The sequence below is a fragment of the Vibrio sp. Y42_MX_L11 genome, from assembly GCF_024181785.1.
GTDB lineage: Bacteria > Pseudomonadota > Gammaproteobacteria > Enterobacterales > Vibrionaceae > Vibrio > Vibrio diabolicus.
Map to the genome: position 1 here is coordinate 125,949 of NZ_JAMZAP010000002.1, position 13,306 is coordinate 139,254.

The window sequence follows — 13,306 nt, forward strand, 5'->3', positions numbered from 1 at the left end:
TTGGCTATAAACTTAGCCAAGGGCGTTTTTTATAAGGATGAGATATGAACTGGTTTAAACGAGGATTGAAGCGTTACGACGATTGGTGCAAGGAGATGGGGCTAACCCCCGATCAAAAACGCAGCTGCGTTCCGTATAGAAAAGATCCTGCCCATCAAAATGAAGAGAACAGTGAAGCTCTGCTATTTTCTGATTCTCAGCTTGTTTGTACAGATAAAAAGTCTCAAGATGAAGCTCTTTGATACCCATTGTCACTTTGACTTTGATGTATTCCAAGGTGACTTTGCACATCAACTTCAGCTAGCTCAAACGCAAGGCGTGACAAGAATTCTGATTCCGTCAGTGGGACCTCAAAACTGGGCTCGTATTCAAACCTTGGCAGATCAACATGCCAATTTGTATTATGCCCTTGGGTTTCATCCGTATTTTCTTGAAGATAACGTCGAGCAGCACTTTGCTGAATTGGAACATTATCTAAAACAAAATGCTCCCCAGTGCGTGGCAATAGGAGAGTGTGGGCTAGATTTTGCCATTGATGTTGACCCACAGTTGCAAGAAGAGACACTTGAAGTTCAATTTGAACTGGCTAGACGCTTCGAACTCCCAGTTATTTTACATAGCCGAAAAGCGCACAATCGCCTTATTCAAATAGTTAAAGCGGCGAAGCTCCCTCGGGGCGGTGTGCTACATGCTTTCTCTGGGAGTTATCAGCAAGCAATGGAGTGGGTCAAATTAGGTTTTTTTATCGGTGTAGGAGGAACCATCACCTACCCAAGAGCGAAGAAAACGCGCGACGCAATTCAAAAATTACCACTCAAACATCTCGTGATCGAAACAGATGCACCGGATATGCCTATACTTGGGTATCAAGGGGAGTCGAATCACCCAGCCAAACTCATCCACGTCTTTAATGAGCTCGTAGAGTTGCATAACGGCTCAAAGCAATCGATTGCTTCTCAGTTATGGAAAAATAGCAATTTTGCTTTCTCGATATGTGAATAAAATCTAAAGATGTGGTTTGAAATAGAAAACGTTTTCCTGCTTATTGTGAATTAACTCACAAAGCTGGCTGAATCAATCATGAATCTTATAGGAAAGTGTGAGGCTGGCATTACTTTAATTGATTCTGCATGAGTATAATTGCTCCCGCTTTATAGCTCCATTTTGTAACACGCCAATAAATAACTTATAAGGAAGTCATAAACTATGAGCCTGTTTATGAGCCTAATCGGTATGGTAGTGCTTCTTGCGATTGCAGTGGCATTTTCTAATAACCGAAAAGCTATCAATCTAAGAACTGTGGGTGGCGCATTCGCTATCCAATTCGCATTAGGTGCATTTGTTCTGTATGTACCTTGGGGCCGTGATCTACTAAACGGTTTCTCTTCAGGTGTTTCTAACGTTATCAACTACGGTAACGATGGTTCATCATTCCTGTTCGGTGGTCTTGTTTCTGACAAGATGTTCGAAGTATTCGGCGGCGGCGGTTTCATCTTCGCATTCCGTGTTCTTCCTACACTGATCTTCTTCTCTGCACTGATTTCAGTTCTTTACTACATTGGCGTTATGCAATGGGTTATCAAGATTCTTGGTGGCGCACTACAAAAAGCGCTGGGCACTTCACGTGCGGAATCAATGTCAGCAGCAGCAAACATTTTCGTAGGTCAAACAGAAGCACCTCTAGTTGTTCGTCCATTCGTTCCAAAAATGACTCAATCAGAGCTATTCGCGGTAATGTGTGGTGGTCTAGCTTCTGTTGCTGGTGGTGTACTAGCGGGCTACGCTTCAATGGGTGTTCCACTAGAGTACCTAGTAGCAGCATCATTCATGGCGGCACCAGGTGGTCTACTATTCGCTAAAATCCTTCACCCAGAGACTGACCAGCCTCACGAAAGTATCGAAGAAGCGATGGACGGCGGCGACGACAAACCAGTAAACGTAATCGACGCAGCAGCGGGCGGTGCGGCTTCTGGTCTACAACTTGCGCTTAACGTAGGTGCAATGCTAATCGCATTCGTTGGTCTAATCGCGCTGATCAACGGTATGCTAGGTGGCATCGGTGGTTGGTTCGGCATGCCAGAACTAACGCTAGAGCTAATCCTAGGTTACGCATTCTCTCCACTAGCATTCCTAATCGGTGTTCCATGGGCTGAAGCAGTAACTGCTGGTTCATTCATCGGTCAGAAAATCGTAGTGAACGAATTCGTTGCTTACTTGAACTTCACACCATACCTAGGTGAAAACGCTCAAGTAATCGCGGCAACTGGTGAAGTAATGTCTGAGAAGACAACAGCTATCATCTCATTCGCACTATGTGGTTTCGCGAACCTTTCTTCTATCGCGATTCTACTTGGTGGTCTAGGTAGCCTTGCACCAAACCGTCGTAGTGACATCGCTCGCATGGGTGTTAAAGCTGTTCTTGCAGGTACGTTGTCTAACCTTATGGCAGCGACAATTGCAGGCTTCTGCTTAAGCCTTGCAGCACTATAATTAGAATCGGTTCTTAATATATAGACGCCGTTTTACATCATGCCCTGTAGCAAGAGATTGCTGCGGGGCATTTTTCGTTTTTCGGGCTCCAAAATCTCACCGGGTGCCGGACTCAGTCTAGGAGTTACGCAGCCGATGGAATAGGGGCTAGGAAATTTTGAGATACAAACCGTTTGCGCTCTATTTGGTGCTACAGTTTTGCGGTGAAACTCTATAATGTATTAATCACAGGATAGTGGTTAAGGTTGATACTTAATCACGTAATGAATATTACATAATCGATGGGCAAATGACTTGCCCAGCAATATCAGATCTAATAGGCGTTTTGCTGTGTGATGTGATATTAAAGACACCGCAATCATAGATTGTTGTGCCATAGGCCAAACTGGTACTGTGCGGTGACAAGGATAGCAATTGGCATATGAAATTTTCGCTGTATATGCCGAGTCTTCAGGGAACCAAGTCCGTTCATTAATAGACTGTTTAGCCATTTACTCACATTGTCTCGACTTGTTGATTATAGTTAGAGACGTGATGTAAGGCTGAGTAGTGAATTTTTTGAATATTGATCGGAGATAGAAATGAGCGATTTAAAAGCAGCAGCGCTACGTGCACTTAAACTTATGGACCTAACTACGTTGAATGACGATGACACTGATGCAAAAGTGATCTCATTATGTCATGACGCGAAAACAGCAGTAGGCAACACAGCTGCAATTTGTATTTACCCTCGCTTTATTCCTATTGCTAAGAAGACACTTCGTGAGCAAGGTACGCCAGAGGTTCGTATTGCAACAGTAACGAACTTCCCACATGGTAACGACGACATTGAAATCGCAGTTGCTGAAACAAAAGCGGCGGTTGCTTACGGTGCAGACGAAGTTGACGTAGTTTTCCCTTACCGCGCGCTAATGGCGGGTGATGAGAAAGTAGGCTTCGAGCTAGTTAAGCAATGTAAAGAAGCTTGTGGTGACATTCTTCTTAAAGTGATCATCGAAACAGGTGAACTAAAAGAAGAAGCACTAATCAAGAAAGCATCTCAAATCTGTATTGAAGCAGGTGCTGACTTCATTAAAACTTCAACTGGTAAAGTGCCAGTAAACGCAACACCAGAATATGCACGCATGATGCTTGAAGTGATTCGCGACATGGGTGTTGCAGAAACTGTTGGTTTCAAACCAGCAGGTGGTGTGCGCACTGCTGAAGACGCAGCTGCATACCTAGCAATGGCTGACGAAATCCTAGGTGACAACTGGGTTGATGCCCGTCACTACCGTTTCGGTGCGTCTAGCCTGCTAACTAACCTACTAAATACATTAGAAGTGACAGACGAAACCGCTGATCCAGCAGCGTACTAATCCCAATAATATGTCTGAACGGTAGCACCTAAACGGGTGCTACCAAACCTCTTCTATCCTACTTAACCATTGCTCACGAGAGCATGGGAGGCACTAATGTATTTACCACAAGAAATCATTCGTAAAAAACGTGACGGTGAAGTACTTACCGCAGACGAAATCAACTTCTTTATTCAAGGCGTAGCAAATAACACCGTATCTGAAGGTCAGATCGCGGCGTTTGCTATGACGATTTTCTTCAATGAAATGACCATGGACGAGCGCATCGCCTTAACGTGTGCAATGCGTGATTCGGGCATGGTTATCGACTGGAGCCACATGAACTTTGGTGGCCCAATTGTCGACAAACACTCTACCGGCGGTGTGGGTGACGTAACGTCTTTGATGCTTGGCCCTATGGTGGCAGCATGCGGCGGTTTCGTACCAATGATCTCTGGCCGTGGTCTTGGCCACACAGGTGGTACGCTAGATAAGCTTGAGTCTATTCCAGGCTACAACATCACACCAAGCAACGATGTGTTTGGGCAAGTAACTAAAGATGCAGGCGTGGCGATCATCGGTCAAACTGGTGACCTTGCTCCAGCGGATAAGCGTGTTTACGCGACTCGTGATATTACCGCAACCGTAGACAACATTTCTCTGATCACGGCTTCCATTCTTTCTAAGAAATTGGCGGCGGGTCTGGAGTCGCTAGTGATGGACGTTAAAGTCGGCTCTGGTGCATTCATGCCAACTTACGAAGCGTCTGAAGAGCTAGCGAAATCAATCGTTGCAGTAGCAAACGGTGCGGGTACTAAGACCACTGCAATCCTGACAGACATGAACCAAGTATTGGCCTCTTCGGCAGGTAATGCGGTGGAAGTTCGTGAAGCGGTTCGTTTCCTAACTGGTGAATACCGTAACCCACGCCTACTTGAAGTTACCATGGCTTCTTGTGCAGAAATGCTGGTACTTGGCAAACTGGCTGAGAACACAGAAGACGCACGTGCGAAATTGATGGAAGCACTAGACAACGGCAAAGCAGCAGCATGCTTCGGCAAGATGGTTGCTGGTCTTGGCGGCCCAGCAGACTTCGTAGAAAACTACGATAACTACCTAGAAAAAGCGGAAATCATCAAGCCAGTTTACGCGACGGAAACGGGCATTGTTTCAGCAATGGACACGCGTGCGATTGGCATGGCTGTCGTTGCTATGGGTGGTGGTCGCCGTGTTGCTACTGATGAAATCGACTATGCCGTAGGTTTCGACGAGTTCATCCGCTTGGGTGAAGTTGCAGATAGCGATAAACCTCTTGCCGTTATCCACGCTCGCAGCGAAGAGCAGTGGGAAGAAGCGGCAAAAGCACTGCGCAGTGCAATCAAAGTAGGTGGTGAGTACACACCAACTCCAGAGGTTTACCGCCAAATTCGTGCAGAAGATATTTAATAGAACAAGTAATTACACAAGGCCTACTCAACCATAATAAAAAGCCGAGTGGGCCTAAGGAACGAGCAATGAAAAGAGCATTTATTTTAGTACTAGACTCATTCGGTATTGGTGCAACCGCTGACGCTGAGAAATTTGGTGATGTAGGTTCAGACACACTAGGCCACATCGCAGAACAATGCGAAAAAGGCTTAGCAGATAACGACCAACGTCAAGGCGCACTTCGCCTTCCAAACCTATCTAAGTTAGGTTTGGCAATGGCACATAAAGAGTCAACAGGTCGCTTCGCACCTGGCCTAGACGCAGATGCCGAAATCATTGGTGCGTACGGTCACGCAGCAGAGCTTTCTTCTGGTAAAGATACGCCGTCTGGTCACTGGGAAATCGCAGGTGTTCCTGTTCTGTTTGACTGGGGTTACTTCACAGACAAATCAAACAGCTTCCCTAAAGAGCTGACGGATCGCATCCTTGAGCGCGCGGGTCTTGACGGTTTCCTAGGTAACTGCCACGCATCTGGTACTCAAGTTCTTGATGACTTGGGTGAAGAGCATATGAAGACTGGGCAGCCAATCTTCTACACCTCTGCGGACTCTGTATTCCAAATCGCCTGTCACGAAGAGACATTCGGTCTAGACCGTTTACTAGAGCTTTGCCAAATTGCGCGTGAAGAACTAGAAGATTACAACATCGGCCGTGTAATCGCGCGCCCATTCATTGGCCCGGGTAAAGGTCAATTTGAGCGTACGGGTAACCGTCGTGACCTATCTGTAGAGCCACCATCAGCGACTATCTTACAAAAGTTAGTTGATGAGAAGGGCGGTCAGGTTCATTCCATCGGTAAGATTTCAGATATTTATGCTGGTTGTGGGATCACTAAAAAAACCAAAGCAACAGGCATTCCAGCACTATTTGAAGCAACGAAAGAAGCGATCAAAGAAGCGGGTGATAACAGCATCGTATTCACTAACTTCGTCGACTTCGATTCAGCTTACGGTCACCGTCGTGATGTGGCGGGTTACGCTGCAGCGCTTGAGTACTTTGATGGTCGCATCAATGAAGTGCTAGAACTGATGGGTGAAGATGACGTGCTTATCCTAACAGCAGATCACGGCTGTGACCCAACATGGCCAGGTACTGACCATACTCGTGAGCACATCCCAGTATTGGTTTACGGTCAAAAAGTGCCAGCGGGCTCTCTTGGCCGCCGCGAAACATTCGCAGACATCGGCCAAACATTGGCGAGCTACTTCGGTACTTCTCCAATGGATTACGGTAAGAATTTCCTATAATTAGGATATTGAAAACTAGGAGCTGAATGCTCCTAGTTTTATGTTTGCAGTATGCAAGTACTGCTTGTCGGAAATGAGAATACTCTGGCTTATATCGCCTTAAGCGCGGAGCGCTAGAGAAAGGTTAAGGAAAAGAAAATGGCAACTCCACATATCAATGCTGAAATGGGTGCATTCGCAGACGTCGTACTGATGCCGGGTGACCCGCTACGTGCAAAATACATCGCAGAAACCTTCCTTGAAGACGTTGTGCAAGTGTGTGATGTGCGTAATATGTTCGGTTACACAGGCACATACAAAGGCCGTAAGATCTCGGTTATGGGCCACGGTATGGGTATCCCATCATGCTCGATTTACGCAACGGAGCTAATTAAAGACTTCGGCGTGAAGAAAATCATCCGTGTTGGTAGCTGTGGCGCAGTAAACGAAGACATCAAAGTGCGTGATGTTGTGATCGGTATGGGCGCGTGTACGGATTCTAAAGTGAACCGTATCCGTTTTAAAGGTCATGACTTTGCAGCAATCGCAGACTACAAAATGGTTCGCGCGGCAGAAGACGCAGCAAAAGCACGTGGCATTGATGTGAAAGTCGGTAACCTATTTTCAGCGGAGCTTTTCTACACGCCAGATCCAGAAATGTTCGACGTAATGGACAAGTACGGCATTGTTGGTGTTGAAATGGAAGCGGCGGGCATTTACGGCGTAGCGGCAGAATACGGTGCAAAAGCTCTGACAATCTGTACGGTTTCAGATCACATCAAAACGGGTGAGCAAACAACTTCTGATGAGCGTCAAACAACATTCAACGACATGATGCTAATCGCACTAGATTCAGTATTGCTAGGCGACGAAGAATAAGCGACAAAGAGTCATCTTAGTTTCTTGACATTAAGAACTAAAAGAACAGCCCGCACAATGCGGGCTGTTTTTGTATTAGATGTTGATTACCGACTGACTATTTGGTTAGCAGTAGGTTTTGCGCTTTTTTACGGCGGATAGGCTGTCTACGTAAAATCATAATGAATAACATGCCGCACACAAAACTCATTAGCACCATCATGTACATGTAGCGATCACTCTTACGATAGTGGTGGTCAGAAATCGCGGTTACACGACCTGTCTCAAAGGTAACGCGAACAAAACCGATGAGTGCTTCATCGGCAAATACTGGTTCAACCAACTGCTGGCGGCCAATGGAAGCTGTTGCCAAAGGCGTGTCTAAGCCTAAAACTTCGCGTACCGATAGCGCATCTTCACTAGACGCTAAACGTACGCCTTGTGCATCATATATTGTCGCATCAAACACCAAACGGTCTTGTGCTAGCTGGTTTGTCAGCTTAAGTAAGCGTTCTTGATCTTTGGTCAAAATCATTTCACTGGCAGAAAGAGACGCCTGTGAAATCAAAACTTTGGTGAGTGTCTCAAGCTGCTGTGCTTGAATTTTCTCGTTGCCCTTACTGATCACAACACTGTTTTTGATCGTGATAAACAACATCACACACAGTAGGATTAGTGCCAGAATTCTTAGGGCATTCCTTACTGAGAACAAGGATTCACTCATGCTCTTTACTCATCCATTTAAAATAAAACAAAGACTTGCCTTTTTAGTTTGTTGAGGTAACGTTTTAGCAAAGTCATAAGGGATTATATACATGGACGCGTCAAAAAGCTTGCCTATCAGAAAACATACGACACTTTTAAAACGATTACCCGAGACTCGATTTGCCTCCCAACTAGATAAAGCAAAAGCAAACTGGATAGTGTTTGCAGAATACCTTTCGCCACGTCATTTTGAAGACATTGATTTCTTCACAGGTGTCTACAACCCCGTGTTAGAAACGTGGAAAGTTGGCCAATATGAAGTCGCCTTGATGGCAGGAGAGTTGACCCCTCAACACGAAACGATCTTACAAAGCCTCAACTTGGATTACGCCTCGCTTAATGAAGTTCCAGATCTCTCAACCCAAGGTTTGATTGTATTTGACATGGACTCAACGGCAATCCAGATAGAGTGTATTGATGAAATCGCAAAATTGGCCGGAGTCGGGGATGAGGTTGCAGAAGTTACTGAACGTGCGATGCAAGGTGAACTGGATTTTGAGCAAAGTTTGCGTCAACGCGTAGGCAAGCTCAAAGGTGCTGATGAATCAATTCTTGAACAAGTTCGTTCCCAATTGCCATTTATGCCGGACTTTGAAGCGTTAATCGCAACGTTAAAAGCACTAGGTTGGAAAACAGCGATTGCTTCCGGTGGTTTTACTTACTTCTCGGATTACATCAAAGATAAAGTCGATTTAGATTTTGCTCGCTCTAATCAGTTAGAAATCATTGATGGTAAGCTCACGGGGAACGTACTTGGCGATGTGGTTACCGCGCAGATGAAGTCAGATATCCTGGTGGAGTTGGCGGATGAATACGAAATTGAGCAGCACAACACGGTTGCTGTCGGTGATGGCGCTAACGATCTTGTGATGATGTCGGTCGCTGGTTTAGGTATCGCGTACCACGCAAAACCTAAAGTGGAAGCTCAAGCGCAATCTGCGATTCGCTTTGCAGGCTTAGGCGGTGTGCTCTGTATTTTATCTGGTGCACTGGTGAAGCAGCAAAAGGTCAGCTGGAAAGCAAAACCTTAATTTATCCATTCAAAAACACCGCCTTTCTGGCGGTGTTTTTCGTTGACTTAGTATGGCTCTAAATTTACTCGGTTAACTCCAATCTAATTACAACCTCTTCCGTAATGTCTTCAAACTCACTGTAACCGACCAAAGCGGTCAGCTCCTTTTCTAATTTGCTCGCTTGATGTACACCAAATTGGGTTAAGTCACTTAAATCTTGTTGCAGCAACGATGTCATCGGATCGAAAATTGGGGCTGTAGATAAGCGAATCACGTAGAAGTCACCCATCATTCGCGCTTTCTTTATAAATTGAATCCGTTCTTTTACGCTGTTGAACTCTTGATGAAGCTTAGACTCAATGCCTGTAATTTTATTGCCGACTTTGGCTGCGCTAATGTAAATATCCTGATGCCTTGCTTTAGCTCCCTCTACACGCTTTATCGGCTCTGCGATTAATGTGCTTGTTCGACCTTTAAAGATAGGTTCAAGTGACAACAATTGATCGTGCCCAAGGCGTGCAAAAAGCTCAATGTGCTTAGGTAGCGGCAAATTCACCCCAATAATGGGGGTTTTGATTGAAGACGACGCTGTTTTACTGATAAAAATGGGTGTGCTCAGAGTTCGAGAGAGCAACATGCTGTGCAGTCTTTCAAGTAACGCATTACTCGGTAGCATCTCTTTTTGCGGGATCAACTTATCTTGATTGTGTTCGATAATGCTGTTGAAAAAGGCGATCACTTTAATGGTGTGGCTGCTTTCATCAATAACTAACTGTACGCTACAGCCATCTGGGCTAACACGAATTACCCGGTATGGCACCGACGTTAAAGGCAGCTTTTTGTCGTAGAGTTGTAACTCTCGAAAGTTGACCTGAACCTCTTGCCCAGAGCGCAACATGGTAGGTTCGTCCAGTTTAATGCCGAGCCCTCGCTTTGAAATATCGACGGTGCTGCCGATCGCTGTGACGGGCCCAGAACGCAGTTCTATTGGGGTCTTAAATCGGTAACGTGGCTCTTTACGACGAGACTTGGCATCAAAATAAATGCCTTTCGGGTTGCCTATAATTCTTCTCGGATGGCGAAATGCATTTAACGTATTTGCGGGTAAGCGCGGCTTTTCAGTGAGCAGATAATCCTGCCCTGATTTTTCGTCAGCAATTTCTTGCAAGATGCCAATGTGAGTCAATGATTGGGACGTTTCAGCTAACTCCGGAGAGAAAGCGGCTAAGTCTTCCTGTTCTTGCTCTGACAGTTCAAATATCGAAATTCTAAACGCGCGCCAACTTTCACGTTTAGCACCTAAATGCCAAAATAGCTGGCGTTGTTCACGAGTGGCCTCAGGACGAAGCATCGAATAGAAATAGGTTCGGTTTTCGTGCTCGTGAGTAAATGAATAAAGGACGTTTGTGGTGCCTTTAACGCCAGGTTTAATGAGTGACGCGACTCGCTTCTCATTAAATAAGGACCCAAACATTTGCTGGTTCCTTTCATCATGCCAGTACTGCCAAAGCTTTTGATTGTTTGGCGTCAACATAGCGAGTTTCAGCTCACTGCCATCAAAGAATAGGGGTAAGCTGCTGGTGTGCTTAAGCGCGATGTGCTCATAACCACGAGTTCGAGCTCGAATGATCTTATCTTGATTATCGTGACGAGCTCTTTTCGCTGCGCTGTTGAGCGCTTCATCGATCACTCGAGTAACGACATTGGTTTCAGTTAAACGTATGGTTCTGAGGTATCGAACTGAGTCATTCTCGTAACAGTCATCAACCGCAAGTATGCGGTACGCCAGCGGTTTCTCTATTCCGGCAACCTGAGATTTGCTGGCAAATTCAGTAAACGTGACCTGAATAATCTCCCCAAGGTTATATTTAAACGCACTTGGGACTTTGAACTTTGCGCCAGAGCAGGATAAGTCAATGCTTAACCCATGCAGAAGTTGCCCTTTAGAGCGGCAAATCTCGACTTGAGATTGGACTTTCAAGCGCTTTTCTTGGCGCTTTAAGTCATAGCCGAGGTGAACAGGCTCCGCTAAGAAAGGGCTTTTAGGATCCGTTAACGATTGCGTTTTTTGTTGAGTAAGACGTTTGCTCATTACGCGAAAGTTATTCCGCGTGTTGACCAAAGCTTCCCACATTCCCTCAGTGTAGCCGCCAAACTTTTTGATGTTTTTATGGTAAGCGTTGAAAGCAACGTCATCTAACCAATGTGGAATACCATCCAAAATATACTCGCGACATTCACCTTGGACGCGACCGCGCAGATCGATGCTTTTTGTGCACGGAGCCATCAAGCGGTTAAGTTCCATTTTCACTAAGATTTTGGCCGAAGGCGGCTCTTCCTCGGTCAATTGGCCAAGGACAAAGTCAAAGTCATCCGAACCGTAAACGGGAATGAGTCGTTCTGCGATCGAGAGAATTTCAGATTGCTGCATTATTTCTGTTAGAGTATGTCGTTACTTTAAATTGTATCGGCTAAGCGAAGTAAAACTTAAGTATATCAATAGTTCATTTCAGTTAAGGTCTGACTTGGCTGTGCTTAGTCACATTTGTAGAAAAAATCGAGGCATCATGGCGAAAGCAAAACGAGCGTATGTTTGTAATGATTGTGGCGCGGATTTTCCCCGTTGGCAGGGGCAGTGTAACGCATGTGGTTCGTGGAATACGATAACAGAAGTCCGTATCGCTGCATCGCCAACGGTTGCTCGTAATGAACGTTTATCCGGCTACGCGGGCTCCGCAACAGAAGCTACAGTTCAAACGTTATCCGAAATTGATCTGCAGGAAGTGCCACGCTTCACCAGTGGGTTTAAAGAACTTGACCGCGTATTAGGTGGGGGCGTTGTACCCGGCGCCGCTATTTTGATTGGTGGTAACCCTGGCGCGGGTAAATCCACCTTGCTGCTGCAAACCATGTGTAGTTTGTCTGCGCAAATGCCAACGCTCTATGTAACCGGTGAAGAATCGTTGCAGCAGGTAGCAATGCGAGCTTCTCGACTAGGCTTGCCAAAAGATCATTTAAAAATGCTATCGGAAACGAACGTCGACAAAATTTGCCAAATTGCCGAAAAAGAGCAACCTCGCATTATGGTGATTGACTCGATTCAGGTAATGCACGTTTCAGATGTCCAATCGTCACCGGGCAGTGTTGCTCAAGTACGTGAATCTGCGACTGCTCTGACACGATACGCAAAACAGAATAACGTCGCGGTATTTATTGTTGGTCACGTAACAAAAGATGGTACCCTTGCGGGCCCTAAAGTTCTTGAGCACATTATAGACTGTTCAGTGCTGCTTGATGGTGGTACTGATAGCCGCTTTCGCACATTGCGTAGTCATAAAAACCGCTTTGGCGCTGTGAATGAGCTCGGTGTTTTTGCAATGACAGGCCAAGGGTTGAAAGAAGTGAGTAACCCATCCGCGATTTTCCTTTCTCGTGGTGAAGAAGAAACATCTGGTTCTTCTGTTATGGTGGTTTGGGAAGGTACGCGTCCTCTATTAGTAGAGATTCAAGCGTTGGTGGATTACTCGCAATTGGCAAACCCTCGCCGTGTTGCGGTCGGTTTGGAGCAGAACCGCTTATCACTTTTGCTCGCTGTGTTGCATAAGCATGGTGGCTTACAAATGGCAGACCAAGATGTCTTTGTTAATGTGGTTGGCGGTGTTAAGGTGACGGAGACGAGTGCCGATCTTGCGTTAGTTATGGCGCTTTTATCGAGTTTTCGTGACCGTCCACTTCCCAAAGATGTGGTTATTTTTGGTGAGGTCGGGCTTGCAGGCGAAATCCGTCCTGTGCCAAGTGGGCAAGAACGTTTGAATGAAGCGTTCAAACATGGTTTCAAGAAAGCCATTGTGCCTGCAGCCAACATGCCGAAAGGCGGCATTCCTGGCATGCAAATTCACGGCGTTAAGAAATTGTCGGAAGCTATAGAGGCTTTTGACGAGCTGTAATGCTCATAAGAATGGTATTTGTGTAATCACAAACTGTTCTATCCGTCCTCAATAAAATGCGAATAAAGTACATAAATTGCTGTGTTTGACTATGCTTTGGGGACGGAAATTTCACGTTAAAATTTTTTTTCTTCCATCCGCACGCAAGGGTATCAGTATTGACAGAATGTGATATACTCTGC

Annotated in this window: 11 protein-coding genes; 9 read left to right on the forward strand and 2 right to left on the reverse strand. The window is 45.7% G+C overall.

Annotated features, from left to right (window positions below; genetic code table 11):
- Nucleotides 1–44: 44 nt before the first annotated feature.
- The 7 genes from NL643_RS02425 to deoD all read left to right on the forward strand — a co-directional run bounded on the left by NL643_RS02425 (nt 45) and on the right by deoD (nt 7,420).
- Entirely contained in the window at nt 45–242 is a 198-nt protein-coding gene (locus tag NL643_RS02425; RefSeq protein ID WP_253643851.1) for a DUF5363 family protein, read from the forward strand.
- On the forward strand, nt 229–1,002 hold the full coding sequence (locus NL643_RS02430; RefSeq protein ID WP_182032746.1) for a TatD family hydrolase: 774 nt from the start codon (nt 229–231) through the stop codon (nt 1,000–1,002). The genes NL643_RS02425 and NL643_RS02430 overlap by 14 nt, the downstream gene beginning before the upstream one ends.
- Nucleotides 1,003–1,206: 204 nt before the next feature.
- A complete protein-coding gene (locus NL643_RS02435; protein WP_006742377.1) occupies nt 1,207–2,490 on the forward strand; it encodes a NupC/NupG family nucleoside CNT transporter in 1,284 nt (427 codons plus the stop codon).
- A gap of 581 nt (nt 2,491–3,071) precedes the next feature.
- Nucleotides 3,072–3,848 carry a deoxyribose-phosphate aldolase gene (gene deoC / locus NL643_RS02440; protein ID WP_006742378.1) on the forward strand — a complete coding sequence of 259 codons (777 nt, stop codon included), beginning with the start codon at nt 3,072–3,074 and terminating at the stop codon, nt 3,846–3,848.
- 96 nt (nt 3,849–3,944) lie between these two features.
- On the forward strand, nt 3,945–5,273 hold the full coding sequence (deoA, locus tag NL643_RS02445; protein ID WP_048625940.1) for a thymidine phosphorylase: 1,329 nt from the start codon (nt 3,945–3,947) through the stop codon (nt 5,271–5,273).
- A 68-nt stretch (nt 5,274–5,341) separates the two neighbouring features.
- Entirely contained in the window at nt 5,342–6,562 is a 1,221-nt protein-coding gene (locus tag NL643_RS02450) for a phosphopentomutase (protein WP_253643852.1), read from the forward strand.
- Nucleotides 6,563–6,700: 138 nt separating this feature from the next.
- Complete coding sequence (gene deoD, locus NL643_RS02455) at nt 6,701–7,420, forward strand: purine-nucleoside phosphorylase (RefSeq protein WP_006742381.1); 720 nt, start codon at nt 6,701–6,703, stop codon at nt 7,418–7,420.
- Between the two features lie 97 nt (nt 7,421–7,517).
- Here the strand turns inward: deoD and NL643_RS02460 are convergent, their stop codons facing one another.
- Nucleotides 7,518–8,123 carry a YtjB family periplasmic protein gene (locus NL643_RS02460; RefSeq protein ID WP_041852892.1) on the reverse strand — a complete coding sequence of 202 codons (606 nt, stop codon included), beginning with the start codon at nt 8,121–8,123 and terminating at the stop codon, nt 7,518–7,520.
- Between the two features lie 91 nt (nt 8,124–8,214).
- Between NL643_RS02460 and serB the strand changes: the two genes are divergently transcribed.
- Complete coding sequence (gene serB, locus NL643_RS02465; RefSeq protein ID WP_046875038.1) at nt 8,215–9,195, forward strand: phosphoserine phosphatase; 981 nt, start codon at nt 8,215–8,217, stop codon at nt 9,193–9,195.
- Between the two features lie 64 nt (nt 9,196–9,259).
- On the opposite strand, the gene NL643_RS02470 is transcribed toward serB, so the two are convergent.
- A complete protein-coding gene (locus NL643_RS02470; RefSeq protein WP_253643853.1) occupies nt 9,260–11,608 on the reverse strand; it encodes a PilZ domain-containing protein in 2,349 nt (782 codons plus the stop codon).
- Nucleotides 11,609–11,744: 136 nt separating this feature from the next.
- On the opposite strand from NL643_RS02470, the gene radA reads away from it, so the two are divergent.
- Complete coding sequence (radA, locus tag NL643_RS02475) at nt 11,745–13,124, forward strand: DNA repair protein RadA (RefSeq protein WP_012841458.1); 1,380 nt, start codon at nt 11,745–11,747, stop codon at nt 13,122–13,124.
- Nucleotides 13,125–13,306: the final 182 nt, after the last annotated feature.

Coding starts and splice junctions, on each gene's coding strand:
- NL643_RS02430 (WP_182032746.1), top strand. CDS start 229: ATGAAGCTCTTTGATACCCATTGTCACTTTGACTTTGATGTATTCCAA.
- NL643_RS02425 (WP_253643851.1), top strand. CDS start 45: ATGAACTGGTTTAAACGAGGATTGAAGCGTTACGACGATTGGTGCAAG.
- NL643_RS02460 (WP_041852892.1), bottom strand. CDS start 8,123: ATGAGTGAATCCTTGTTCTCAGTAAGGAATGCCCTAAGAATTCTGGCA.
- radA (WP_012841458.1), top strand. CDS start 11,745: ATGGCGAAAGCAAAACGAGCGTATGTTTGTAATGATTGTGGCGCGGAT.
- NL643_RS02435 (WP_006742377.1), top strand. CDS start 1,207: ATGAGCCTGTTTATGAGCCTAATCGGTATGGTAGTGCTTCTTGCGATT.
- NL643_RS02450 (WP_253643852.1), top strand. CDS start 5,342: ATGAAAAGAGCATTTATTTTAGTACTAGACTCATTCGGTATTGGTGCA.
- deoA (WP_048625940.1), top strand. CDS start 3,945: ATGTATTTACCACAAGAAATCATTCGTAAAAAACGTGACGGTGAAGTA.
- deoD (WP_006742381.1), top strand. CDS start 6,701: ATGGCAACTCCACATATCAATGCTGAAATGGGTGCATTCGCAGACGTC.
- NL643_RS02470 (WP_253643853.1), bottom strand. CDS start 11,608: ATGCAGCAATCTGAAATTCTCTCGATCGCAGAACGACTCATTCCCGTT.
- deoC (WP_006742378.1), top strand. CDS start 3,072: ATGAGCGATTTAAAAGCAGCAGCGCTACGTGCACTTAAACTTATGGAC.
- serB (WP_046875038.1), top strand. CDS start 8,215: ATGGACGCGTCAAAAAGCTTGCCTATCAGAAAACATACGACACTTTTA.